Origin of the sequence: Pseudomonas sp. UBT, from assembly GCF_050915955.1 — a bacterium.
Taxonomy (GTDB): domain Bacteria; phylum Pseudomonadota; class Gammaproteobacteria; order Pseudomonadales; family Pseudomonadaceae; genus Aquipseudomonas; species Aquipseudomonas antarctica_A.
The window spans coordinates 3,941,753-3,964,307 of record NZ_CP168079.1 but is presented as its reverse complement, the minus strand read 5'-3'; the positions used below and the strand labels follow the sequence as shown (position 1 = coordinate 3,964,307).

Annotated in this window: 19 protein-coding genes and 2 pseudogenes; 11 read left to right on the top strand and 10 right to left on the bottom strand. The window is 58.5% G+C overall.

The features are described from left to right. Window positions 1-4: 4 nt before the first annotated feature. The 4 genes from ACDZ94_RS18300 to ACDZ94_RS18285 form a co-directional block, all read right to left on the bottom strand. Entirely contained in the window at window positions 5-418 is a 414-nt protein-coding gene (locus tag ACDZ94_RS18300) for a SufE family protein (RefSeq protein ID WP_064451061.1), read from the bottom strand. Further along, the gene (locus ACDZ94_RS18295; protein WP_064451062.1) at window positions 415-1,620 is read right to left on the bottom strand and encodes an aminotransferase class V-fold PLP-dependent enzyme; all 1,206 of its coding nucleotides are present in this window, start codon (window positions 1,618-1,620) and stop codon (window positions 415-417) included. Before ACDZ94_RS18295 ends, ACDZ94_RS18300 begins: the two co-directional genes overlap by 4 nt. Before the next feature lie 69 nt (window positions 1,621-1,689). Then, window positions 1,690-2,724 carry a 2,3,4,5-tetrahydropyridine-2,6-dicarboxylate N-succinyltransferase gene (gene dapD, locus ACDZ94_RS18290; protein WP_064451063.1) on the bottom strand — a complete coding sequence of 345 codons (1,035 nt, stop codon included), beginning with the start codon at window positions 2,722-2,724 and terminating at the stop codon, window positions 1,690-1,692. A 31-nt stretch (window positions 2,725-2,755) separates the two neighbouring features. Continuing rightward, window positions 2,756-3,064, bottom strand: coding sequence for an arsenate reductase (locus ACDZ94_RS18285; protein WP_231982825.1), 309 nt, complete (start codon window positions 3,062-3,064; stop codon window positions 2,756-2,758). A 268-nt stretch (window positions 3,065-3,332) separates the two neighbouring features. Here ACDZ94_RS18285 and ACDZ94_RS18280 point away from each other — a divergent pair, with 268 nt between their 5' ends. Further along, a complete protein-coding gene (locus tag ACDZ94_RS18280; protein ID WP_432750558.1) occupies window positions 3,333-4,976 on the top strand; it encodes a Na+/H+ antiporter in 1,644 nt (547 codons plus the stop codon). A gap of 71 nt (window positions 4,977-5,047) precedes the next feature. Here ACDZ94_RS18280 and ACDZ94_RS18275 read toward each other — a convergent pair whose 3' ends face one another. Continuing rightward, window positions 5,048-5,758, bottom strand: a complete 711-nt coding sequence (locus ACDZ94_RS18275) for a M12 family metallopeptidase (protein ID WP_262667223.1) — start codon at window positions 5,756-5,758, stop codon at window positions 5,048-5,050. A 158-nt stretch (window positions 5,759-5,916) separates the two neighbouring features. Continuing rightward, window positions 5,917-6,162: pseudogene (locus ACDZ94_RS18270) on the bottom strand (succinyldiaminopimelate transaminase); the annotation flags it as partial. Between ACDZ94_RS18270 and ACDZ94_RS18265 the strand changes: the two are divergent. Next, window positions 6,142-6,357: pseudogene (locus ACDZ94_RS18265) on the top strand (Na+/H+ antiporter); the annotation flags it as partial. The pseudogenes ACDZ94_RS18270 and ACDZ94_RS18265 sit on opposite strands and share 21 nt — an antisense overlap. A 1-nt stretch (window position 6,358) precedes the next feature. Here the strand turns inward: ACDZ94_RS18265 and ACDZ94_RS18260 are convergent. From ACDZ94_RS18260 to map, 4 genes are all read right to left on the bottom strand, one after another. Further along, complete coding sequence (locus ACDZ94_RS18260; protein WP_432751520.1) at window positions 6,359-6,919, bottom strand: M12 family metallopeptidase; 561 nt, start codon at window positions 6,917-6,919, stop codon at window positions 6,359-6,361. A 330-nt stretch (window positions 6,920-7,249) separates the two neighbouring features. Next, window positions 7,250-8,449 (bottom strand): succinyldiaminopimelate transaminase, encoded by a 1,200-nt coding sequence (gene dapC, locus ACDZ94_RS18255; RefSeq protein ID WP_064451150.1) that lies wholly within the window; start codon window positions 8,447-8,449, stop codon window positions 7,250-7,252. 178 nt (window positions 8,450-8,627) lie between these two features. Further along, window positions 8,628-11,330: a [protein-PII] uridylyltransferase gene (locus tag ACDZ94_RS18250; RefSeq protein WP_432750557.1), complete on the bottom strand. Its 2,703-nt coding sequence runs from the start codon at window positions 11,328-11,330 to the stop codon at window positions 8,628-8,630. Between the two features lie 65 nt (window positions 11,331-11,395). After that, window positions 11,396-12,178, bottom strand: a complete 783-nt coding sequence (map, locus tag ACDZ94_RS18245) for a type I methionyl aminopeptidase (RefSeq protein WP_053254735.1) — start codon at window positions 12,176-12,178, stop codon at window positions 11,396-11,398. Between the two features lie 385 nt (window positions 12,179-12,563). Here map and rpsB point away from each other — a divergent pair, with 385 nt between their 5' ends. The 9 genes from rpsB to bamA all read left to right on the top strand — a co-directional run bounded on the left by rpsB (window position 12,564) and on the right by bamA (window position 22,514). After that, on the top strand, window positions 12,564-13,301 hold the full coding sequence (gene rpsB / locus ACDZ94_RS18240) for a 30S ribosomal protein S2 (RefSeq protein ID WP_003219330.1): 738 nt from the start codon (window positions 12,564-12,566) through the stop codon (window positions 13,299-13,301). A 202-nt stretch (window positions 13,302-13,503) separates the two neighbouring features. Further along, the gene (tsf, locus tag ACDZ94_RS18235; protein WP_058412423.1) at window positions 13,504-14,367 is read left to right on the top strand and encodes a translation elongation factor Ts; all 864 of its coding nucleotides are present in this window, start codon (window positions 13,504-13,506) and stop codon (window positions 14,365-14,367) included. Window positions 14,368-14,578: 211 nt separating this feature from the next. Beyond that, a complete protein-coding gene (pyrH, locus tag ACDZ94_RS18230) occupies window positions 14,579-15,322 on the top strand; it encodes a UMP kinase (protein WP_003172271.1) in 744 nt (247 codons plus the stop codon). After that, the gene (gene frr / locus ACDZ94_RS18225; protein ID WP_064451152.1) at window positions 15,319-15,876 is read left to right on the top strand and encodes a ribosome recycling factor; all 558 of its coding nucleotides are present in this window, start codon (window positions 15,319-15,321) and stop codon (window positions 15,874-15,876) included. The genes pyrH and frr overlap by 4 nt, the downstream gene beginning before the upstream one ends. A 17-nt stretch (window positions 15,877-15,893) precedes the next feature. Then, the gene (gene uppS / locus ACDZ94_RS18220) at window positions 15,894-16,649 is read left to right on the top strand and encodes a polyprenyl diphosphate synthase (protein ID WP_064451153.1); all 756 of its coding nucleotides are present in this window, start codon (window positions 15,894-15,896) and stop codon (window positions 16,647-16,649) included. Further along, a complete protein-coding gene (locus tag ACDZ94_RS18215) occupies window positions 16,650-17,459 on the top strand; it encodes a phosphatidate cytidylyltransferase (RefSeq protein ID WP_407016543.1) in 810 nt (269 codons plus the stop codon). Beyond that, window positions 17,456-18,646 carry a 1-deoxy-D-xylulose-5-phosphate reductoisomerase gene (gene ispC, locus ACDZ94_RS18210; protein ID WP_064451155.1) on the top strand — a complete coding sequence of 397 codons (1,191 nt, stop codon included), beginning with the start codon at window positions 17,456-17,458 and terminating at the stop codon, window positions 18,644-18,646. The genes ACDZ94_RS18215 and ispC overlap by 4 nt, the downstream gene beginning before the upstream one ends. A gap of 53 nt (window positions 18,647-18,699) precedes the next feature. After that, window positions 18,700-20,052, top strand: coding sequence for a sigma E protease regulator RseP (rseP, locus tag ACDZ94_RS18205; RefSeq protein WP_262667227.1), 1,353 nt, complete (start codon window positions 18,700-18,702; stop codon window positions 20,050-20,052). A gap of 74 nt (window positions 20,053-20,126) precedes the next feature. Next, window positions 20,127-22,514: an outer membrane protein assembly factor BamA gene (gene bamA / locus ACDZ94_RS18200; RefSeq protein ID WP_432750556.1), complete on the top strand. Its 2,388-nt coding sequence runs from the start codon at window positions 20,127-20,129 to the stop codon at window positions 22,512-22,514. Window positions 22,515-22,555 lie beyond the last annotated feature (41 nt).

Sequence of the window (22,555 nt, the reverse complement as noted above, 5' to 3'; positions counted from 1 at the left end):
ACATTTAGTTCTGTGTACGGCTTAATTCCCGCATCCGCTGCAGAACGGCATTCAAGCCATTACTGCGCGACGGCGACAACTGTCGCGACAGGCCCAACTGTGCAAACCAGTCAGGCAGGTCGACGGCCTGCAACTCGGCCGCCGACAGCCCATTGACCCGCGCCAGCAGCAACGCCACCAACCCACGAATCATCCGCGCCTCGCTGCTCGCGGCAAACTGCCAGTGACCGGCCTGCAAGTGGCCGACCAACCACACCAGGCTTTCGCAGCCCTGCACGAGGTTGGCGTCGACCTTGTCCGCATCCGCCAAAGCCGGCAACCGCTCGCCCCATTGCATCAGCATCCGGGCGCGTTGCTCCCAGCTGCCTACGGCTTGAAACGACTCAAGCGCGCTGACGGCCTCCACCGGCAAGCTCATCGCAACATATCCAGCGCCTGGTCCAGCGCTTCAAAGAAACGCTCCAGGTCATCCGAATCGTTGTAAAGCGCCAGGGACACGCGGATCGCTCCGGATAAGTGCATCGCCTTGAGCAGCGGCATGGCGCAATGGTGCCCGGCACGTACGGCTATGCCTTGCTCGGTCAGCAGGTGCGCAAGGTCGGCGTTATGCACGCCTTCCACCACAAAACTGGCCAAAGCTACCTGCGGCGAGCCCAAGACGCGGATGCCATTGCGTGCCTTCAACCCGCGCAGCAGGTAGTCGTGCAGCGCGGCTTCATGGGCGACCACTGCCGGCTGATCCAGCGAACTCAGGTAATCCAGCGTAGCGCCCAGGCCAATCACGCCGGCAATCGGCGGCGTGCCGGCTTCGAACCCCAGTGGGGCAGGGCGGAAGCTGGCGCTTTGGTAGTCCGCCTGTTGCACCATCTCGCCACCAAACTGCCAGTGACGCAGGTGATGCAGGGCTTCGTTGCGCCCATACAGCACGCCAACGCCGTCGGGGCCGTAGAGTTTGTGGCTGGAAAACACATAAAAGTCGCAACCCAGGGCCTGCACATCGTGACGACCATGGACGATGCCCTGGGCGCCATCGACCACGGTCAGTGCGCCGTGGGCCTTGGCGAGCGCCAGCAAGGCCTCCAGCGGTTGCCAGGCGCCAAGCACGTTGGACAATTGGCTCACCGCCAGCACGCGAGTGCGCGGGCCGATCAATTCGGCGGCGGCTTGCAGATCGATTACACCGTCATCACCCAGCGGCAATACCACCAGCGTGAGTGCGCGACGTTTGGCCAATTGCTGCCAGGGCAGCAGGTTGGCGTGGTGTTCCAGGGCGCTGATGACAATCTCATCGCCCGCATTGAATAAATGCTCCAGGCCATAAGCCAGGAGGTTCAGCGCAGAGGTTGCGCCGTGGGTAAAGATGATTTGCCCGCTGTCACCTGCGTTCAACCACTGCGCGACCTTGCTGCGACTGTCTTCAAAGGCCTGGGTCGCATGGGCGCCGGGCAAATGCTGGGCACGGTGCACATTGGCTGCGCCGTTAGCGTAGTAATGGCTGATGGCGTCCAGCAGGGCTTGGGGTTTTTGCGTGGTCGCGGCGTTATCCAGGTAGGTCTGGTCTTGCCGTTGCAGGGTGGCGATGGCCGGGAAATCGGCGCGCCAGGGAGAGGGCACAAGCATGGTGTTCAAGACTCGTATAAGCGAGCCGCGACCCGAAGGCGCGGCCCGCTAGTGGCATCGAGTGGCTGCTTAGTTGTGAGCGTGCAGCGCTTCGTTCAGTTCGATGGCCGATTTGTGGGTTTTGCACTCCACGGCACCGGTCTCGGAATTACGGCGGAACAGCAGGTCAGGTTGACCGGCCAGCTCGCGCGCCTTGACCACTTTGACCAGTTGGTTCTGCTCGTCCAGCAGTGCAACCTTGGTCCCGGCGGTTACGTACAGGCCCGATTCCACAGTGTTGCGGTCGCCCAGCGGGATGCCGATACCGGCGTTGGCGCCGATCAGGCAGCCCTCGCCTACCTTGATCACAATGTTGCCGCCGCCCGATAGGGTGCCCATGGTGGAGCAACCGCCGCCCAGGTCCGAACCTTTGCCGACGAAGACGCCAGCCGATACACGGCCTTCGATCATGCCCGGGCCTTCGGTACCGGCGTTGAAGTTGACGAAACCTTCGTGCATCACGGTGGTGCCTTCGCCCACGTAGGCGCCCAGGCGGATACGCGCAGCGTCAGCGATACGCACGCCGGCCGGGACCACGTAGTCGGTCATTTTCGGGAACTTGTCCACCGAGAACACTTCCAGCAGCTCGCCACGCAGGCGGGCTTCCAGTTGGCGCTCGGCCAGCTCGTTGATGTCGATCGCGCCCTGGCTGGTCCATGCCACGTTCGGCAGTTGCGGGAACACGCCCGCCAGGCTCAGGCCGTGCGGCTTGACCAGGCGATGGGACAGCAGGTGCAACTTGAGGTAGGCCTCAGGCGTGGAGGTCAGTGCAGCGTCTTCGGCCAGCAGGGTCGCGACCAGCGGAGTGTGGCTTTCAGCCAGGCGGCTCAGCAGGGCGGCTTGGGCTGTGTCGACGCCTTTGAGTGCGTCGGCCAGTTGCAGGGCCTGGGAGACGGTGAACGTGATGGCCTGGTTACCTTCGGTGTAACCCAGGATCGGTGCGATGGCAGCGATGATTTCGGCCGACGGGTTGAGCAGCGGTTGTGCGTAAAACACTTCCAGCCAAGCACCTTGGCGGTTCTGAGTGCCGACGCCGAAGCCCAGGCTGAACAGGGAATTGGACATGCTGTTACCTCTACAAAAATGGAAGGCTGGCCTACTTGAGGGCTGCCGAATAACTATCTGGCTTGAAGCCAATCAGGGTTCTGTCACCGAGATCAAGCACCGGGCGCTTGATCATCGAGGGTTGTGCGAGCATCAATTCAATGGCTTTCGACTGATCGAGATCGGCTTTGCGTTCGTCTTCGAGTTTGCGAAAGGTGGTGCCCGCACGGTTCAAAACCACCTGCCAACCGTGCTCGTTGCACCATTGGGTCAAGTGTTCGCGGTCGATACCGGCCGTTTTGTAGTCGTGGAACTCATAGCTCACAGCGTGCTCATCGAGCCAGGTGCGGGCCTTTTTCATGGTGTCGCAGGCTTTGATGCCGAAAAGGTGCAACGTTTTGCTTGAAACGGTCAAGGAATTGCCCCCCTTTGGGCCAATGGAAAACGAAAGGTCACGGATTATGCCATGCCTAGAGCATTTGGGTGCCGCTGGTCAGCATCGTGCGACTTTTGTGCAAAAGCCAGCGCGCAGCATAGGCAGGTAACATAGCCGGGTAATATGGCACTTCAACGGCCAGTTGTTGCCTGATGTGTGTCGTTGCAAGTCGATTGTCCGGGAAACCCGCGTGATGCAAACCGCTTATACCGTTCTTATCCTACTGATGCTGGTCAGTGTTTCGCGTCTTGTCGGGCGTGTGATCCCTCTGCCTTTACCCTTGGTGCAGATCACTGCGGGCGCCTTGTTGGCCTGGCCTACGTTGGGGCTGCATGTGGCGCTGGACCCCGAACTGTTCCTGTTTCTGTTCTTGCCGCCATTGTTGTTCTCCGATGGCTGGCGCATGCCCAAGCGCGAGTTGTGGCGATTGCGCGGCCCGATTCTGACGTTGGCGGTGGGGTTGGTGCTGTTCACCGTGGTCGGCGCTGGCTACTTCATTCATTGGATTTTGCCTACGATCCCGTTGCCAGTGGCCTTCGCCCTCGCAGCTGTTTTATCACCGACGGATGCTGTGGCGGTGTCGGCCATTGCCCAAAATCGTTTGCCCAAGCCGCTGATGCACATGCTTCAGGGCGAAGCGTTGATGAATGATGCCTCGGGCCTGGTGACCTTCAAGTTCGCCCTCGCGGCGGCATTGACCGGCGTGTTCTCCCTGGCGGATGCCAGCCTGACCTTCGTGCTGGTTGCCGTGGGTGGCCTGGCGGTGGGTGTAGCGCTGAGCTGGCTGGTCGGCCGGCTACGTACATGGATGATCGCGCGTGGCTGGGACGACCCGGCCACTCACGTGGTGTTCATGTTGCTGCTGCCGTTTGCCGCGTATGTATTGGCTGAGCGCCTGGGCGCCTCGGGCATTCTCTCCGCAGTGGCGGCGGGCATGATGCAAAGCTGGCTCGATCTGTTGCCACGCCAGACCAGCACGCGCTTGCTCAATCGCAGCGTCTGGTCGCTGCTGGAGTTTGCGTTCAATGGGCTGATTTTCCTGCTGTTGGGCCTGCAACTGCCGGACATCATCAAGGCCGTGGTCAGCCATGAGCCGACGCTGTGGCCCGCCTTGTTGTATCGCTGCATGGAGGTCGTGGCGATCTTCCTGGTGCTGGTGGTGCTGCGTTTTATCTGGGTGCAGAGCATCTGGCGATTGTCAGGCCTGCTGCGGCGGCTTCGCGGCAAAAGCGAGCTGACCCTGGTGCCGACCGCCCGTTCCTGCTGGCTGCTGACCGTCGGTGGTGTGCGCGGGGCGGTGACCCTGGCGGGTGTGATGTCGGTGCCTTTGCTGCTGGCGCCGGGGCAGGACTTTCCCGAGCGTGACCTGCTGATTTTCATCGCTGCCGGCGTGATTCTGCTATCGCTGGTCGCCGCCTGTATCGCCTTGCCGTTGCTGTTGCGCGGCATCGAACAGAGCCCCGATGAAAAGCGCCACAACGAAGTGCGCGAGGCGTGGAAAAAGACCGCCGTGGCCGCAATCCATGCCCTTGAAGCCGAGGAGCCTGCAGAAACCGAAACCCCGGACGCCGCCCAGGCCGCGCTGGCCGCTGAGCTCAAGGCGCGGCTAATGTCGGAATATCGCCATCAATTGGAAGTGTTCAACGACTCCGCCGAAGCCCAGGCGCTGGCGCAGCAGATGGACCAGTTGGAGCGCAAATTGCGGCTCAAGGCCCTGCGCGCGCAGCGCTTGGAGTTGTACAGCCTGAGCCGCCATCACCAGATTGGTGATGATGTACTGCGTGAGGTGTTGGCGGACCTGGATATGAGCGAAGCGAGTCTTGGTATGCAGAAGTAGCGGAGGGCTGCGCCGTTGCCGAAGCAGACCGGAGGGCGCCGCCTTGCAAGTGGGGAGCAGCGAATTACGGATTAGGCTGTTGCCGACTTTTCAGGTGGGTAAATAGACATCATGAATGCTTTATCGCCTTCTGATAGTTCTTCGTTAAAGGGGACTTCATATCCATCCGTGGTGACCCATGCTGGCGTTTTATAGTGCATGATTGATTTTGGGTCGTACGCGGAACGGGTCGTGAGGTCGGGGTCAAAGGGGTTTAGAACGTTATGATCAATTTCTGCTTTTGAAAGTCCAAGTCTCACACCCTCTTCGTACCACCTGTCTTTGTCCCAGTTTATAGTGTGGTCCGGATGTTGGTGTTCATGCTCCAGCCCCAGTGCATGACCAAATTCATGGCGTATTGTTTGGTTCAACATGTCGGCCGTTTGTTCTAGGTCAATGTGCATCGTGGGTGAGTCTTTTGGAAGTCGTTGTGCTTGCGTGCCCACGGCTGAATGACTGTCAGTCCCATCTTTTTTTCCGGATATTCTAATATCACCGTCATTGGTTTCAATGAACTTGAATTTCAGATTTGTATGCGGCTGCCAAAGGTTTATATTTTTCTTTACGTAGTCTTTTGCTTTTTCCGGCATGTCGAACAGTGAGATGGTAATGGTCGAGTGCTGTGGCCATAAGTCTCGCGTGCTTGCGATGCCGCGTGTATGCCTGATTGATGCCGGTGGTTCTATGTCGGAAATCGGAAATGCGGAGGGTGTGTATGCAGTGAGCACGGGCTTGTTGATCATCAATTTCACCTGGGGCGTAGTCAGTAAAAGGGTCAATTCAATTACGGCTTTCCTTGTTGGTTGATTCAAAATATTTAGTTCCATTGGCAGCGACTGAAAGCCCTCGCCAAGGTGGTTGTCTGGCTGCACCCCATTGCAGAGTGCAGGCGTGTGCTGCGTTATCGGTTGCGTGTGATAAACGCGCGAATCCGCTCGGCCGCCTCCACGCGCCCGGCGCCTGAGTTAAAACCGTCCACTTCTCGCGACAGGTATGAACCTGGCACCACGGTCACGTGTTCTTCAACGAACAAGTCCAGGCAGAACGCTGCATCGTCGCCATTCACTTTCGGCCACAGGTAGCCTCCGTCCGGGTTTTGCACATCCAGTACCGGCTTTAGAATCGCCAGCACGGCGTCGAACTGTTCAACGACTCCGCCGAAGCCCAGGCGCTGGCGCAGCAGATGGACCAGTTGGAGCGCAAATTGCGGCTCAAGGCCCTGCGCGCCCAGCGCTTGGAGTTGTACAGCCTGAGCCGTCATCACCAGATTGGTGATGATGTACTGCGGGAAGTATTGGCGGACTTGGATATGAGTGAGGCGAACTTGGGCAGTATTAAATAATTCAGGCGTTGATCATCGCCCGGATCGAGGTGTTGAGGAGCTTTCCGAAAAATGAATTATCCGTTGGGTAGAGTGACTGTATGAAGCGCTTATCGCCTTCAGACAGGTGTGTGCTGGAAGGGATGGGGTTGCCGTTGCTGAGCCATGAGGCAGGAAATCCGTAGTGCATGATGGAGGTCTTATCATAGGGCGAGACCTTTACTTTATCGTGCGGGAGTTTCTGGATGATGTTGTGATCGGCTTGCCATTGGAATTTCCCCCACGATTCATAATCGTCGTAAATGGTTTGATTATTGAATTCCAATGGTTGATCAGGGTGCTGGTGTTCATGTTTCAAACCCAGGGCGTGGCCGAACTCATGCTGGACCCTGGCCGCGATATTCGCCGGCGAGCCTTTAAAGCCAATGCTCATTGTGGGCGTCGGCTGCGCTACCTTTTTGGCATCTGTGCCAATCTTTGACCATGCGTTGCTGGTGTCATTGTTCGCGATGATTCTGATGTCGCCGTTGGGGGTATCAACAAATTTGAAATAGAGATTGGTGTGGGGAGCCCACTGATTAATGTTGTGCTTTACCCACTTCTTTTGTTATTGCGTCATGTTCAACAAAGAAATGTTCAAGACTGAATGTTGAGGCCATGTTTTGTCGGGGTCGGCTACGCCGCGTTTATTTCTGATGAGGGCGGGGTGCGGGGTTTCGATGGGGTCGGCAGCAGTGTCGTGCAGCGCATAGGCAGGGGCGAAATGGGGCGGGATAGGAAGCGTCATGGGTTTTCACCGAAGCGTTTAAGTCAGATCAGCTTGGGTGGGGCTTTTACGGGTTTCTGTTCCAGATTTTGGTTTACCGGATGAGTCTGTAGTGGCCGCCTCCACGGTGCGGAGGCGGCACGTGTATCAACCGCGGCGCTGGATAAAGTCGCGAATCCGTTCGGCGGCTTCTACACACTCGGCCAGTGGCGCAACCAGTGCCATGCGCACGCGCCCTGCGCCTGGGTTGAAACCATCGACTTCACGCGACAGGTACGAGCCCGGCACGACGGTCACGTGTTCTTCCACGAACAAGTCCCGGCAAAACGCCGCGTCATCACCTTCGATATTCGGCCACAGGTAGAAACCGCCGTCCGGGTTTTGTACATCCATTACCGGCTTGAGAATCGCCAGTACAGCGTCGAACTTTTCCCGGTACAGGTCACGGTTGGCCTGCACGTGCGCTTCGTCCTGCCAGGCGGCAATGCTTGCCAGCTGCGTTTGCACTGGCATCGCGCAGCCGTGGTAGGTGCGGTACAGCAGGAAAGCCTTGAGGATGTCGGCGTCGCCGGCGACAAAACCGGAGCGCAGGCCCGGCAGGTTGGAGCGCTTGGACAGGCTGTGGAACACCACGCAGCGCTTGAAGTCCTGGCGGCCCAGTTCGACGCAGGCGCTCAGCAGGCCCGGCGGCGGGGTTTGTTCGTCGAAGTACAGCTCGCTGTAGCACTCGTCGGCGGCGATCACGAAGTCGTACTCGTCGGCCAGGGCGATGAGTTTTTTCAGTGTTTCTACCGGGATCAGCGCGCCGGTCGGGTTGCCCGGGGAGCACAGGAACAGGATCTGGCAGCGTTTCCAGACGTCCGGCGACACGGCGTCGAAATCCGGGTTGAAGCCGTTGGCGTCAAGGCACGGCAGGTAGTGCGGCTTGGCCCCGGCCAGGAACGCCGCGCCTTCGTAGATCTGATAGAAAGGGTTCGGGCTCACCACCAGCGCATCTTCACCGCGATTGACCACGGTTTGGGTGAAGGCAAACAGCGCCTCGCGGGTGCCGTTGACCGGCAGGATATTGCGCGCCGGGTCCAGCCAGCCGTTGGGCACGTTGAAGCGGCGTTCGCACCAGGCGCCGATGGCCTCGCGCAGCGCCGGGATGCCCAGGGTGGTCGGGTATACGGCCATCTGGTCGAGGTTGTTGCTCAGCGCTTCGGCCACGAATGCCGGGGATTTGTGCTTAGGCTCGCCGATGGACAGTGCGATCGGACGTTTGCTCGGGTTCGGCGTGACGCTACCGAGCAGGGCGCGCAGTTTCTCGAACGGGTAGGGCTGCAGTTGGTTCAGGGCGTTGTTCATCGCAAATCTCGTCAAATTCGGTTGAAAGCATGCGGTCTGTCAGGCAAAGCAATTCAAATGTGGGAGCGGGCTTGCTCGCGAAAGCGGGATGTCAGTCACTGTAGATGTCGACTGAACCACCGCATTCGCGAGCAAGCCCGCTCCCACACAAGCCCGCCCATACAGTGAAATTGAGTGTTCATATTGTCAGTCTGGACAGCTCGACACCGGGTTCCTGGGTCACGCTCAATTGCTGCACGATAGCTTCCTGTAAACGCCGGCACAGCTCCGGGTCGGACAATGGCTGGTTGTCGGCATCGGTAATGAAGAACACGTCTTCCACGCGCTCGCCGAGGGTCGCGATCTTGGCGTTTTGCAACGAAAGGTCGAACTCCAGGAAGATCCCCCCGATTCGCGCCAGCAAGCCTGGGCGATCCGGTGCGCTGAGTTCCAGCACCGTCACTGGGCGCTGGGCGTCGTTTGAAATGGTCACCTGGGGCGCAAAGGCGAAGTGCTTGAGCTGGCGCGGCACCCGGCGCTGGATGATGGTCGGGTAGTCGTCCGGGTTGCGCAGGGCTTCGGTGAGGCCTTCGCGGATCTTTTTCACGCGCACCGGGTTGTCGCCAATCGAGTCGCCTTCGGTATCAAGCACGATGTAGGTGTCGAGGGTGAACTGGCTGCTCGAGGTGATGACCCGAGCGTCATGGATGTTCAAGTTGAGCTGGTCCATGGCGGCCACCGTCACGGCGAAGAAGTCGTGCTGGTCGGGCGCGTAGATGAAGATCTGCGTGCCGCCCTCGAATTCGCGCTGAGTGGTTTCCTTGATCAGCACCAGCGGGCCGCCATCGGCCGGCTGCTGCAGGATCGCATCACTGTGCCAGGCCACGTCACCTGCGGTATGACGCAGGAAGTAATCGTCACCCAGTTGCGACCACAGCTGCTCGACATCATCCGGGTCATTGCCGCCGCGCACGAGGATATCCAGGGCCGCGCTTTGGGTGCGGCGGATCTGCTCTTCGCGGTCCACCGGGTTTTCCAGGCCACGGCGCAGTGCGCGCTTGGTCTCGGTGTAGAGCTGGCGCAGCAGGCTGGCGCGCCAGGAGTTCCACAGGGTCGGGTTGGTGGCGTTGATGTCGGAGACGGTCAGCACATAGAGATAGTCGAGACGGGTTTCATCGCCGACGATTCCGGCGAAATCGTGGATCACCTGCGGGTCGGACAAGTCCTTGCGTTGCGCGGTCGTTGACATCACCAAGTGGTTCTGCACCAGCCAGACGATCAGGCGGCTGTCCCACAGTGGCAGTTGATGGCGCTGGCAGAACGCCTCGGCATCGACCGCGCCGATCTCCGAGTGGTCACCATGACGGCCTTTGCCGATGTCGTGGTACAGGCCGGCCAGGTAAATCAGCTCGGGCTTGGGTAGCTTGGCCATCAGCTTACTGGCCAGCGGGAATTTCTCTGACACCTGGGTGTACTGCAACTTACGCAGGTGTTTGATCAGGTTCAGGGTGTGAGCATCCACCGTGTAGATGTGGAACAGGTCGTGCTGCATCTGCCCGACGATAAAGCCGAACTCCGGCAGGTAACGCCCGAGGATGCCGTAACGGTTCATCCGCCGCAGGTTGCGGTGGATGCCGATCTTGCATTTGAACAGCTCAATAAACAGGCTGGTGTTGCGAATGTCGTTGCGAAAGTCGTCGTCGATCAGGTGACGGTTTTCCCGCAGCAGGCGGATGGTATCGGCACGTACGCCTTTGATTTCCGGCTGCTGGGCCATCAGCACGAAGATTTCCAGCATGGCGAAAGGCGTGCGACGGAACACGTTGTCGTTGCGCGCCTCGATGTAGCCGTCGTGCAACTGGAAGCGAGAGTTGATCGGCTGCGGCGGTGCTTCGTCTTCGGGGGCCAGGATCACCTCTTCGAAGTGCTGGATGATCAGGTCGCTGAGCTGGGCAATGCTCATGACCACCCGGTAATACTGCTGCATGAAGCTTTCGATGCTGGTTTTTGCATCTTCGCCTTCAAACCCGAGCAGGGTGGCGATGGAGCGCTGATGGTCGAACAGCAAGCGGTCTTCGGAGCGCCCGGCGAGCATGTGCAGGGCGTAGCGCACCTTCCACAGGAACTCCTGGGACGACGCCAGCAGTGCGTTTTCGCTTTCTACCAGGAAGCCTTCACCGGCGAGCGCGCGCAGGTTCAGGGTGCCGTATTGGCGACGCGCAACCCACAGGATCGTCTGGATATCCCGCAGCCCGCCCGGTGAGCCTTTGACGTTGGGCTCCAGGTTGTATTCGGTGTCGTTGTATTTGTGGTGCCGGGCTTTCTGCTCGGCACGCTTGGCCAGGAAGAAGTCCTTGCTCGGCCACATGTGGGCGGTGCTGGTAACTTCCAGCATGCGCTGGCGCAGGCGCTCGGGGCCCGCGACGGTGCGGCTTTCTATCAGGTTGGTGATAACCGTCAGGTCGGCGCGAGCCTCTTCGGCGCATTCGTCCACCGAGCGTACGCTTTGGCCGACTTCCAGGCCGATATCCCACAGCAGCGTCAGAAAACGCTCGATGGAATCGCGAAAGATCTCATGATCGGCGCTGTCCAGCAGGATCAGCAGGTCGATGTCGGAGTAGGGGTGCAGTTCGCCGCGACCATAGCCGCCAACCGCCACTAGGGCGATATCGGCGTCTTCACTCCAGCTGAACTGCTCCCAGGCTTTTTGCAGGATGTTGTCGACGAACCAGGCGCGGTCCTCGATCAGCCGACGAATGTCCCGGCCGCTGCGAAAGCGCTCATCGAGCACCTCGCGGGCCTGGCGGATAGCCTTCTTGAAGGCGGCAATGGGGCTTGCCTTCAGTGCCAGTTCGGCCTGGAACTGGCCACGGTCGAAGAGTTCGGGATCCACCTGGGGCATCGATCGGCTTTCCTTTCTATCTATCAGTCAGTCACAGGGTTGCTGGGGAAAACCGAGGCAACAATTCAAGCCGAAACGCGTGGGATCGTGTCGTCTGCGCGCAAGGTGAAGATCTCGTAGCCGGTGTCGGTGACCAGCAGGGTGTGTTCCCACTGGGCCGAGAGCTTGCGGTCCTTGGTGATAGCGGTCCAGCCGTCGCCCAGCACCTTGGTGTCGGCCTTGCCCTGGTTGATCATCGGCTCGATGGTGAAGGTCATGCCCGCTTTCAGTTCCATGCCGGTACCGGCGCGGCCGTAGTGCAGGATCTGCGGTTCTTCATGGAACACCTTGCCGATGCCGTGGCCACAGAATTCGCGGACGACCGAGAAACCGTTCTTTTCAGCGTGCTTCTGGATCACTTCACCGATATCGCCCAGGCGGCAGCCGGGTTTCACGATCTCGATAGCCTTGTACATGCATTCCTGGGTGACCTGGGACAGGCGTTCGGCCCAGACCGGCACGGTACCTACGTGGAACATGCGGCTGGTGTCGCCGTGATAGCCATCCTTGATCACGGTGACGTCAATGTTCAGGGTGTCGCCGTCCTTCAACGGCTTGTCACCCGGAATGCCATGGCAGACCACGTGGTTGATCGAGGTGCAGATCGACTTGGGAAAGCCCTTGTAGTTGAGCGGGGCAGGAATGGCTTTTTGCACATCGACTATATAGTCGTGGCAGATGCGGTCCAGGGCTTCGGTGGTGACGCCAGGCTTGACGTGTTCGGCAATCATTTCCAGCACGTCGGCAGCCAGTTTGCCGGCAACGCGCATGCCGGCGATGTCTTCGGCGGTTTTCAAGGTAACGGTCATACAGGCTCTCTCTAGCGCGACGCGCTGAAATCAATTCGGTTTACGGGCGTGCGACAAAAGGTTACAGAATTCGCACAAGCCCCAAAAAACGTGATTCTAACAGACGCGCGCGGCAAATCATGAGCGTCTGACGATCGCTTCTCTCTATAAGGTGGGGGCATATTGGCTCTATTCAAAGGCTTACGCAAAAGCGGAAGACGCCAAATGTGATTGCGGGTTTCGTTTTCGTCCTTCGTGTGGTATAAAATGCGCCGCTTTCCGGGGATACCCCGCAAAGCTTAAATCCACACACGTGTCGACACGATGACCTGGGTGCCGGAGGCGAATGCCGCTGGTTGGTCATTGGGATACGTGGAGGCCAAACCCGACTTATTAAGGAACTATCATGTCCCAAGTCAATATGCGCGATATGCTGAAGGCCGGTGTGCACTTCGGTCACCAGACCCGTTACTGGAACCCGAAAATGGGTAAGTACATTTTCGGCGCGCGTAACAAGATCCACATCATCAACCTTGAAAAAACCCTGCCAATGTTCAACGAAGCTCTGACTTTCGTAGAGCGCCTGGCCCAGGGCAAAAACAAGATTCTGTTCGTCGGCACCAAGCGTTCCGCTGGCAAGATCGTTGCTGAAGAAGCAGCACGTTGCGGTTCGCCGTACGTCGATCACCGCTGGTTGGGCGGCATGCTGACCAACTTCAAAACCATCCGTGCTTCCATCAAGCGTCTGCGTGACCTTGAAGTGCAAGCCGAAGACGGTACTTTCGCCAAGCTGACCAAGAAAGAGGCGCTGATGCGCACTCGCGACCTGGAAAAGCTCGATCGTTCCCTGGGTGGTATCAAGGACATGGGCGGTCTGCCTGACGCACTGTTCGTTATCGACGTTGATCACGAGCGCATCGCGATCACCGAAGCCAACAAGCTGGGCATCCCTGTTATCGGCGTAGTCGATACCAACAGCAGCCCGGAAGGCGTTGACTACATCATCCCAGGCAACGATGACGCAATCCGCGCTATCCAGCTGTACATGGGTTCGATGGCTGACGCTGTAATCCGTGGTCGCAACCACGTTGCTGGTGGTACCGAGCAGTTCGTTGAAGAAGCTCCGGTAGCCGCAGCTGAGTAATTGACGCCCTGGCGTTGACTCAGTAAGCAAAAAGGGGGCTTGGCCCCCTTTTTGCCACCTCGAAAACCATTTGTTGGCGCCCACTTGTGGCAGCGCATCATTGCTCTGTAACGTGCAGCGGCCTACAACGGAGATTCGGGAAGAATTGATCGCCCGTTTGATCGGGTGGAATGGTTGAAAACCTATCCAAGAGGATTTTGAAATGGCAGAGATTACTGCAGCGTTGGTTAAAGAACTGCGTGAGCGTACCGGCGAAGGCATGATGGATTGCAAAAAGGCCTTGACCAAGGCCGGCGGCGACATCGAAAAAGCCATTGATGACATGCGTGCTTCCGGCGCCATCAAGGCTGCCAAGAAAGCAGGCAACGTCGCTGCTGAAGGCGCTATCGCTCTGGTTGAAGACGGTAAAGCCGCAGTTCTGCTGGAAGTGAACTCGCAGACCGACTTCCTGGCTCTGCAGGACGACTTCAAGGCATTCGTTGCTGCCAGCGTCAAGAAAGCATTCGACGACAAGCTGACCACCGTCGAGCCGTTGATCGAAGCTCAAGAAGCTGATCGCCTGGTACTGGTTGGTAAGGTTGGCGAAAACGTCAACATCCGTCGCCTGGCTCGCATCGAAGGTGATGTGGTTGGTGGCTACCTGCACGGCAACAAAATCGGCGTTGTGGTTGCCCTGAAAGGCGGCGACGTTGAGCTGGCTAAAGACATCGCTATGCACGTAGCGGCCAGCAATCCTGAATTCCTGCTGCCATCGGAAGTCTCCGCTGACGCAATCGAACGCGAAAAAGCCGTGTTCCTGAGCCTCAACGCTGACAAGATCGCCGGCAAGCCGGAAAACATCGTTGAAAACATGATCAAAGGCCGTATCAGCAAGTTCCTGGCTGAAGCGAGCCTGGTTGAGCAGGCGTTCGTCAAGAACCCTGAGATCAAGGTTGGCGAACTGGCCAAGAAAGCCGGTGCTGAAATCGTTTCCTTCACCTACTACAAAGTAGGCGACGGCATCGAGAAGCCGGTCGACAACTTCGCTGAAGAAGTTGCTGCCCAGCTGGCTGCCGCCAAGCAATAAGACAGTTTTTAACTGTCGCCCGAAAGAGGCTGCCCGCTCACGCGCGCAGCCTCTTTTCAAATGGGAAGGCCAATTTTATTTGGTTTCCCATCGGAACTGGCTTACAAGGCCGTGTTCCGATGGCGCTGTGATAGCGTCCAGCTAGAGTGAACGCAAGCCGTAAACGGCTCGCCAAGAATTTTTAAAAAATACGCCGCAGGAGAGATTCGCAATGGCTCAGCAGGGCAGTGGTTATCAGGCTCGCTATAAACGCATTCTACTCAAGCTTAGCGGCGAGGCCCTGATGGGCTCGGAAGAGTTCGGGATCGATCCCAAGGTACTCGACCGCATGGCACTGGAAGTCGGCCAGCTGGTGGGCATCGGTGTCCAGGTCGGCCTGGTGATCGGCGGCGGTAACTTGTTCCGCGGCGCGGCACTGAGTGCCGCGGGTATGGATCGGGTTACCGGCGACCACATGGGCATGCTGGCCACTGTGATGAACGCCCTGGCCATGCGTGACGCCCTGGAGCGTGCCAATATCTCGGCAATCGTGATGTCGGCTATTTCCATGGTCGGCGTGACCGATCACTATGATCGCCGCAAAGCCATGCGCCACCTGAACGCTAAAGAAGTAGTGATCTTTGCTGCCGGTACCGGCAACCCGTTCTTCACCACGGATTCGGCTGCTTGCCTGCGCGCCATCGAAATCGATGCTGACGTAGTGCTCAAGGCCACCAAGGTGGATGGCGTATACACCGCAGACCCATTCAAAGACCCGCATGCCGAGAAGTTCGATCATCTGACCTACGATGAAGTGCTGGATCGCAAGCTGGGCGTGATGGACCTGACGGCTATTTGCCTGTGCCGCGACCACAAGATGCCGCTGCGCGTATTTAACATGAACAAGCCCGGCGCCCTGCTGAACATCGTACACGGCGGCGCGGAAGGGACTCTGATCGAGGAAGGCCAACAATGATCAACGAAATCAAGAAAGACGCTCAAGAGCGTATGCACAAATCCCTGGAGTCTCTGGCCCATGCATTTGGTCAGATTCGTACCGGCAAGGCCCACCCAAGCATCTTGGGTAGTGTGATGGTGCCGTACTACGGTACTGACACCTCTATCACCCAGGTGGCCAACATCACCGTTAAAGACTCGCGCACCCTGCAAGTCGTGGCCTTCGAGCGCAACATGCTCGGCGCTGTCGACAAAGCGATTCAGAGCGCTGGCCTGAACCTCAACCCGACCAACCTGGGCGAGTTGTTGCTGATCTCCATGCCTGCCCTGACCGAAGAAACCCGCAAGGGCTTCACCAAGCAGGCACGCAGTGCGGCTGAAGATGCGCGGGTTGCAGTGCGTAACATCCGTCGTGATGCTTTGGGCGACCTGAAGAAGCTGGTCAAGGACAAGGAAATCAGCGAAGACGAAGAGCGTCGTGCCGTCGCCGATATCGATAAGCTGACCAAAGATGCCGAGGCCCAGATCACCAAGGCCACGGAAGAAAAAGAAAAGGACCTGATGGCCGTATAAGGGGTCAGGACGCCTTCATGGAAAAGACCAAGCAGACTGTGCCCTCCGCGGTGCCGCGCCATGTCGCGATCATCATGGATGGGAATAATCGCTGGGCGAAAAAACGCTTTATGCCGGGTGTTGCCGGGCATAAAGCGGGTGTCGATGCGGTGCGCGCCGTGATTGAGGTGTGTGCCGAGGCCAAGGTCGAAGTGTTGACTCTGTTTGCTTTCTCCAGTGAGAACTGGCAGCGGCCGGCCGAAGAAGTCAGCGCCTTGATGGACCTGTTCTTCAAGGCCTTGCGTCGTGAGGCCAAGCGCCTCAACGACAACAACATCAGCCTGCGCATCATTGGTGATCGCTCGCGGTTCCATCCGGAACTGCAAGCGGCCATGCGCGAAGCCGAGGCCATCACCGCGGGCAGCAACCGTTTTGTATTGCAGATTGCAGCCAACTACGGTGGCCAGTGGGATATCGCTCAGGCTGCACAGCGCCTTGCCCGCGAAGTGCAGGCCGGGCATCTGCGGCCTGACGACATTACGCCCGAACTGTTGCAAACCTGCCTGGTAACCGGCGACTTGCCGCTGCCAGACTTGTGCATCCGTACCGGCGGCGAGCACCGCATCAGCAATTTCCTGCTGTGGCAGCTGGCCTATACCGAGCTGTACTTCTCCGACCTGTTCTGGCCGGACTTCAAACACGATGCCATGCGTAATGCGCTGGCCGATTTCGCTTCCCGTCAGCGTCGCTTCGGTAAAACGAGCGAGCAGATCGAAGCTGGAGCCCGGGTTTAAATGCTTAAACAACGAATCATCACAGCATTGATCCTGCTGCCGATTGCCCTGTGCGGTTTTTTCCTGCTCGACGGTTCCAGCTTTGCGCTGTTTATCGGCCTGGTGGTGACCCTGGGTGCCTGGGAATGGGCGCGCCTGGCGGGCTTCAACGCACAGTTGCCGCGTGTGGCATACGCCGCGGTTGTGGCGCTGTTGCTGTTCCTGATGCATACCCTGTCGAGCATCGTCGTGCCTTGGGTATTGGGGGCGGCGGTATTGTGGTGGGCGCTTGCGACCTTCCTGGTGCTGACCTATCCGCGCACCAGTGGCCAGTGGTCCAGTGTTGCCAGCAAGCTGGTGATTGGCTTGTTGATTCTCCTGCCGGCCTGGCAAGGGTTGGTGGAAATCAAGAATGCGCCGATGGGCAACTGGTTGATCATGGCGGTGATGGTGTTGGTGTGGGGTGCCGATATTGGTGCCTATTTCTCCGGCCGTGCCTTCGGCAAACGCAAGCTGGCGCCCGCCGTCAGCCCAGGCAAGAGCTGGGAAGGCGTTTACGGCGGCTTGGCGTTGACGTTGCTGATCACGCTGGTAGTCGGTGTTGTACGTGACTGGTCGCTGAGCGAGATATTCCTGGCGTTGTTGGGCACAGCAATCGTGGTGTTTATTTCGGTGGTCGGCGACCTTACGGAAAGCATGTTCAAGCGTCAGGCCGGGATCAAGGACAGCAGCAATCTGCTGCCGGGCCATGGCGGCGTGCTGGACCGTATTGACAGTCTCACCGCGGCGATTCCGATTTTTGCCGTGCTGTTGTGGATGACTGCTTCGTGAGCCGCCTGCAGCAGGTGACCGTACTGGGCGCGACCGGTTCGGTCGGGCTGAGTACGCTGGATGTGATCGCGCGACACCCTGACCGCTATCAAGTCTTTGCCCTGACCGGCTTTACGCGGTTGAGCGAGTTGCTGGCCCTGTGTGTGCGCCATGCGCCGCGTTTCGCGGTAGTGCCTGAAGCAACTGCCGCGCGAGGCTTGCAGGACGATCTGCGGGCCGCCGGCCTTGCCACACAAGTGTTGGTGGGCGAGGAGGGCTTGTGCCAGGTGTCGTCCGACGCCGAGGTGGATACGGTAGTGGCAGCCATTGTCGGGGCGGCGGGTTTGCGTCCGACACTGGCGGCAGTGGATGCTGGCAAGAAGATTTTGCTGGCCAATAAAGAAGCGCTGGTCATGTCCGGCACACTCTTTATGCAGGCGGTACGCAAGAGCGGCGCGGTGTTGCTGCCTCTCGACAGTGAGCACAACGCGATTTTCCAGTGCATGCCCGGTGATTTTGCCCGTGGCTTGAGCCAGGTAGGTGTGCGGCGGATTCTTCTTACGGCTTCCGGTGGTCCGTTCCGTCAAACTCCGCTGGCTGATCTTGAACATGTGTCGCCTGACCAGGCCTGCGCCCACCCGAACTGGTCCATGGGGCGCAAGATCTCCGTGGATTCGGCGAGCATGATGAACAAAGGCCTGGAGTTGATTGAGGCTTGCTGGTTGTTCGATGCGCAGCCTGATCAGGTCGAGGTGGTAATCCACCCGCAAAGTGTGATTCATTCACTGGTCGACTACGTCGACGGTTCCGTGTTGGCGCAGTTGGGTAATCCCGACATGCGTACGCCGATTGCCAACGCTTTGGCCTGGCCGGAACGGATTGACTCCGGTGTTGCACCGTTGGATCTGTTCGCCATTGCTCGCCTGGACTTCGAAGCGCCGGACGAGCAGCGCTTCCCGTGCCTGCGTTTGGCCCGGCAAGCGGCGGAGGCGGGTAACAGCGCGCCGGCCATGCTGAATGCGGCCAACGAAGTGGCTGTGGCGGCGTTTCTCGACCGGCGCATCCGTTTTCCGCAGATCGCGAGTATCATCGAGGACGTTTTGAGTCTTGAACCGGTAGTGGCTGTGAATGATTTAGGGGCAGTGTTCGAGGCGGATACAAAGGCCCGTACCCTGGCCGGACAATGGTTGAACCGCAACGCGCGTTAGTCTGTGGGCAGGTTTTAGCCTTCAGGTACTGGATTGGAATGCGGAGAAATTAGATGAGTGCGCTCTACATGATTGTCGGCACCCTGGTTGCTCTGGGTGTGCTGGTTACCTTCCACGAATTCGGCCACTTTTGGGTGGCGCGTCGTTGCGGCGTCAAGGTACTGCGCTTTTCCGTCGGTTTCGGCATGCCGTTGCTGCGTTGGCACGACCGTCGTGGCACCGAGTTTGTGATTGCAGCCATTCCGCTTGGCGGCTACGTCAAGATGCTCGACGAGCGCGAAGGTGAAGTGCCTGCAGATCAACTGGACCAGTCCTTCAATCGCAAGACCGTTCGTCAGCGTATCGCTATTGTTGCAGCCGGCCCGATCGCCAACTTTCTGTTGGCGATGGTGTTCTTCTGGATCTTGGCCATGTTGGGCAGCCAACAGGTACGCCCGGTGATTGGTGCGGTCGAGGCGGACAGCATGGCGGCCAAGGCCGGCCTGGTCGCTGGGCAGGAAATTGTTTCCATTGATGGCGAGCCGACCACGGGCTGGGGCGCCGTTAATTTGCAATTGGTGCGCCGCATGGGTGAAAGCGGCACCATCAATGTGGTGGTGCGCGAGCAGGATTCCACCACCGAAACGCCCCGTGAATTGGCGCTGGACCACTGGCTCAAGGGTGCGGATGAGCCTGACCCGATCAAGTCCCTGGGGATTCGCCCATGGCGTCCGGCGTTGCCGCCGGTGCTTGCCGAGCTCGATTCGAAAGGCCCGGCTCAAGCCGCAGGTCTGAAAACCGGCGACCGTCTGTTGGCGCTTGATGGTCAGGCGCTGGGCGACTGGCAGCAAGTGGTCGATCTGGTGCGTGTACGCCCTGATACCAAAATTGTGCTGAAAGTTGAGCGCGATGGTGCTCAAATCGACGTCCCTGTGACCTTGTCGGTTCGCGGGGAGGCCAAGGCAGCCGGGGGTTATCTGGGTGCTGGGGTGAAAGGTGTCGAATGGCCGCCCTCGATGGTACGGGAGGTCAGCTTCGGGCCGTTGGCCGCGATTGGCGAGGGTGCGAAACGCACTTGGACCATGAGTGTGCTGACCCTCGAATCGCTCAAGAAGATGTTGTTCGGCGAGCTCTCGGTAAAAAACTTGAGTGGGCCGATAACCATTGCTAAAGTGGCGGGCGCTTCTGCCCAGTCGGGTGTCGCGGATTTCCTGAATTTCCTGGCTTATCTGAGTATTAGCCTTGGAGTTCTGAATTTGCTGCCCATTCCAGTACTGGATGGGGGGCATCTGTTGTTTTATCTGGTCGAGTGGGTGCGTGGTCGCCCCTTGTCGGATCGGGTGCAGGGTTGGGGGATACAGATCGGTATCAGTTTGGTGGTCGGGGTGATGTTGTTAGCTCTGGTCAACGATCTGGGACGACTGTAACGCTTCGCTGAATTGCGAATCTGCCGCATTTTGCGGCAGTTTGTTTATTGCCAGTTGGAATAAGAAAGGACTTCATGAAACGTCTGCTGCTAACTGCGGTTCTCACCGTATTGATGATCGCCGAAGTTCACGCCGAGTCCTTCACTATCTCCGATATTCGCGTCAACGGCCTCCAGCGGGTTTCCGCAGGTAGCGTCTTTGGTGCCTTGCCGTTGAACGTCGGGGAACAGGCGGATGATCGTCGCCTGGTGGAATCCACTCGTGCGCTGTTCAAAACCGGGTTCTTTCAAGATATCCAACTGGGTCGCGAAGGCAACGTCCTGGTCATCACTGTCGTTGAGCGACCTTCCGTCGCCAGTATCCAGATCGAGGGTAACAAGGCGATCTCTACTGAAGACTTGATGAAGGGCCTCAAGCAATCCGGCCTGGCCGAGGGCGAGATCTTCCAGCGCGCCACCCTTGAGGGTGTGCGTAACGAACTTCAACGCCAGTACGTTGCCCAGGGCCGCTATTCAGCGACCGTGGAAACTGAAGTGATCCCGCAGCCTCGTAACCGTGTCGGCCTCAAGGTCAACATCAACGAAGGCACCGTGGCGGCGATTCAGCACATCAACGTGGTGGGCAACACCAAGTTCGCTGACGACGACCTGATTGACCTGTTCGAGCTCAAGACCACCAACTGGTTGTCGTTCTTCAAGAACGATGACAAGTATGCCCGTGAAAAGCTGTCCGGTGACCTGGAGCGTCTGCGTTCCTACTACCTGGACCGTGGCTATATCAACATGGATATCGCTTCGACCCAGGTGTCCATCACCCCGGATAAAAAGCACGTCTACATCACCGTCAACGTCAACGAAGGTGAGAAGTACACCGTTCGTGACGTGAAGCTCAGCGGCGACCTGAAAGTACCGGAAGACCAGGTCAAGTCCCTGTTGCTGGTGCAGAAAGACCAGGTTTTCTCGCGCAAGCTGATGACCACGACCTCCGAGCTGATCACCCGTCGCCTGGGTAACGAAGGCTATACCTTCGCCAACGTCAACGGCGTGCCTACCCCGCACGATGAAGACCACACAGTGGACATCACCTTCGTTGTCGACCCGGGCAAGCGTGCCTACGTGAACCGTATCAACTTCCGTGGCAACACCAAGTCTGCGGACGAAGTGCTGCGTCGTGAAATGCGCCAGATGGAAGGTGGCTGGGCGTCGACTTACCTGATCGACCAGTCCAAGACCCGTCTTGAACGCCTGGGCTTCTTCAAGGAAGTCAACGTCGAAACCCCGGCCGTACCGGGTGTGGATGACCAGGTTGACGTGAACTACGCCGTTGAAGAGCAAGCGTCGGGCTCGATCACCGCCAGCGTTGGTTTCGCACAGAGTGCCGGCCTTATCCTCGGTGGTTCGATTACCCAGAACAACTTCCTCGGTACCGGTAACAAGGTCTCCATTGGCCTGACCCGAAGCGAATACCAGAGCCGCTATAACTTCGGTTATGTCGACCCCTACTGGACAGCTGATGGTGTGAGCCTGGGCTACAACGCCTTCTACCGCACCACCGACTACAAAGACCTCAACGTTGACGTTGCAAGCTATGCGATCGACAGCCTCGGTGCCGGTGTCAATATCGGTTACCCGATCAGCGAGACTTCGCGCTTGACCTTCGGCTTTACCGCGCAGCAGGACAAGATCAAGACGGGTGTGTACACCACGGATGAGATCTTCGACTTCGTGCGCCGAGAAGGTGATCAGTTCCTGAACTTCAAGGCTTCGGTTGGTTGGTCGGAATCCACCCTGAACAAAGGTGTGCTGGCGACCCGTGGTCATTCTCAAAGCCTGACTGCAGAAGCCACCACGCCTGGCAGCGACCTGTCGTTCTTCAAGCTCGATTACCGTGGCCAGTTGTTCCAGCCGCTGAGCGATAACTACACCATGCGCCTGCACACTGAGCTGGGTTATGGCGATGGTTATGGTTCGACCAGTGGGTTGCCGTTCTACGAGAACTACTATGCAGGCGGTTTCAACTCGGTTCGTGGTTTCAAGGACAGTACCCTGGGCCCACGTGGTACGCCGAGCCGTGGTCAATTGGTAACCGGTAACCAAGGCACTACCGTTGACTCCAACAACGACCCTCTGGCATTCGGTGGTAACGTGCTGATCCAGGGTGGTGCGGAGCTTCTGTTCCCGCTGCCGTTCGTCAAGGATCAGCGTTCGTTGCGGACCTCGCTCTTCTGGGACGTGGGTAACGTGTTCGACTCCAAGTGCCAGCAGATCACCAACCCGAGTGGCGTGAAGTCGCAGACTGAGTGCAACGACATCAGCCTGAGCAACCTCGCCAGCTCCGTAGGTGTGGGTGTCACTTGGGTGACCGCGCTTGGCCCATTGAGCTTTGCTCTGGCCATGCCGATCAAGAAACCGGATAACGCTGAAACCCAGATTTTCCAATTCTCCCTCGGCCAGACGTTCTAAGCGTCTGACCCAAGATAACGACAACGGATTCTGTAGGAGTA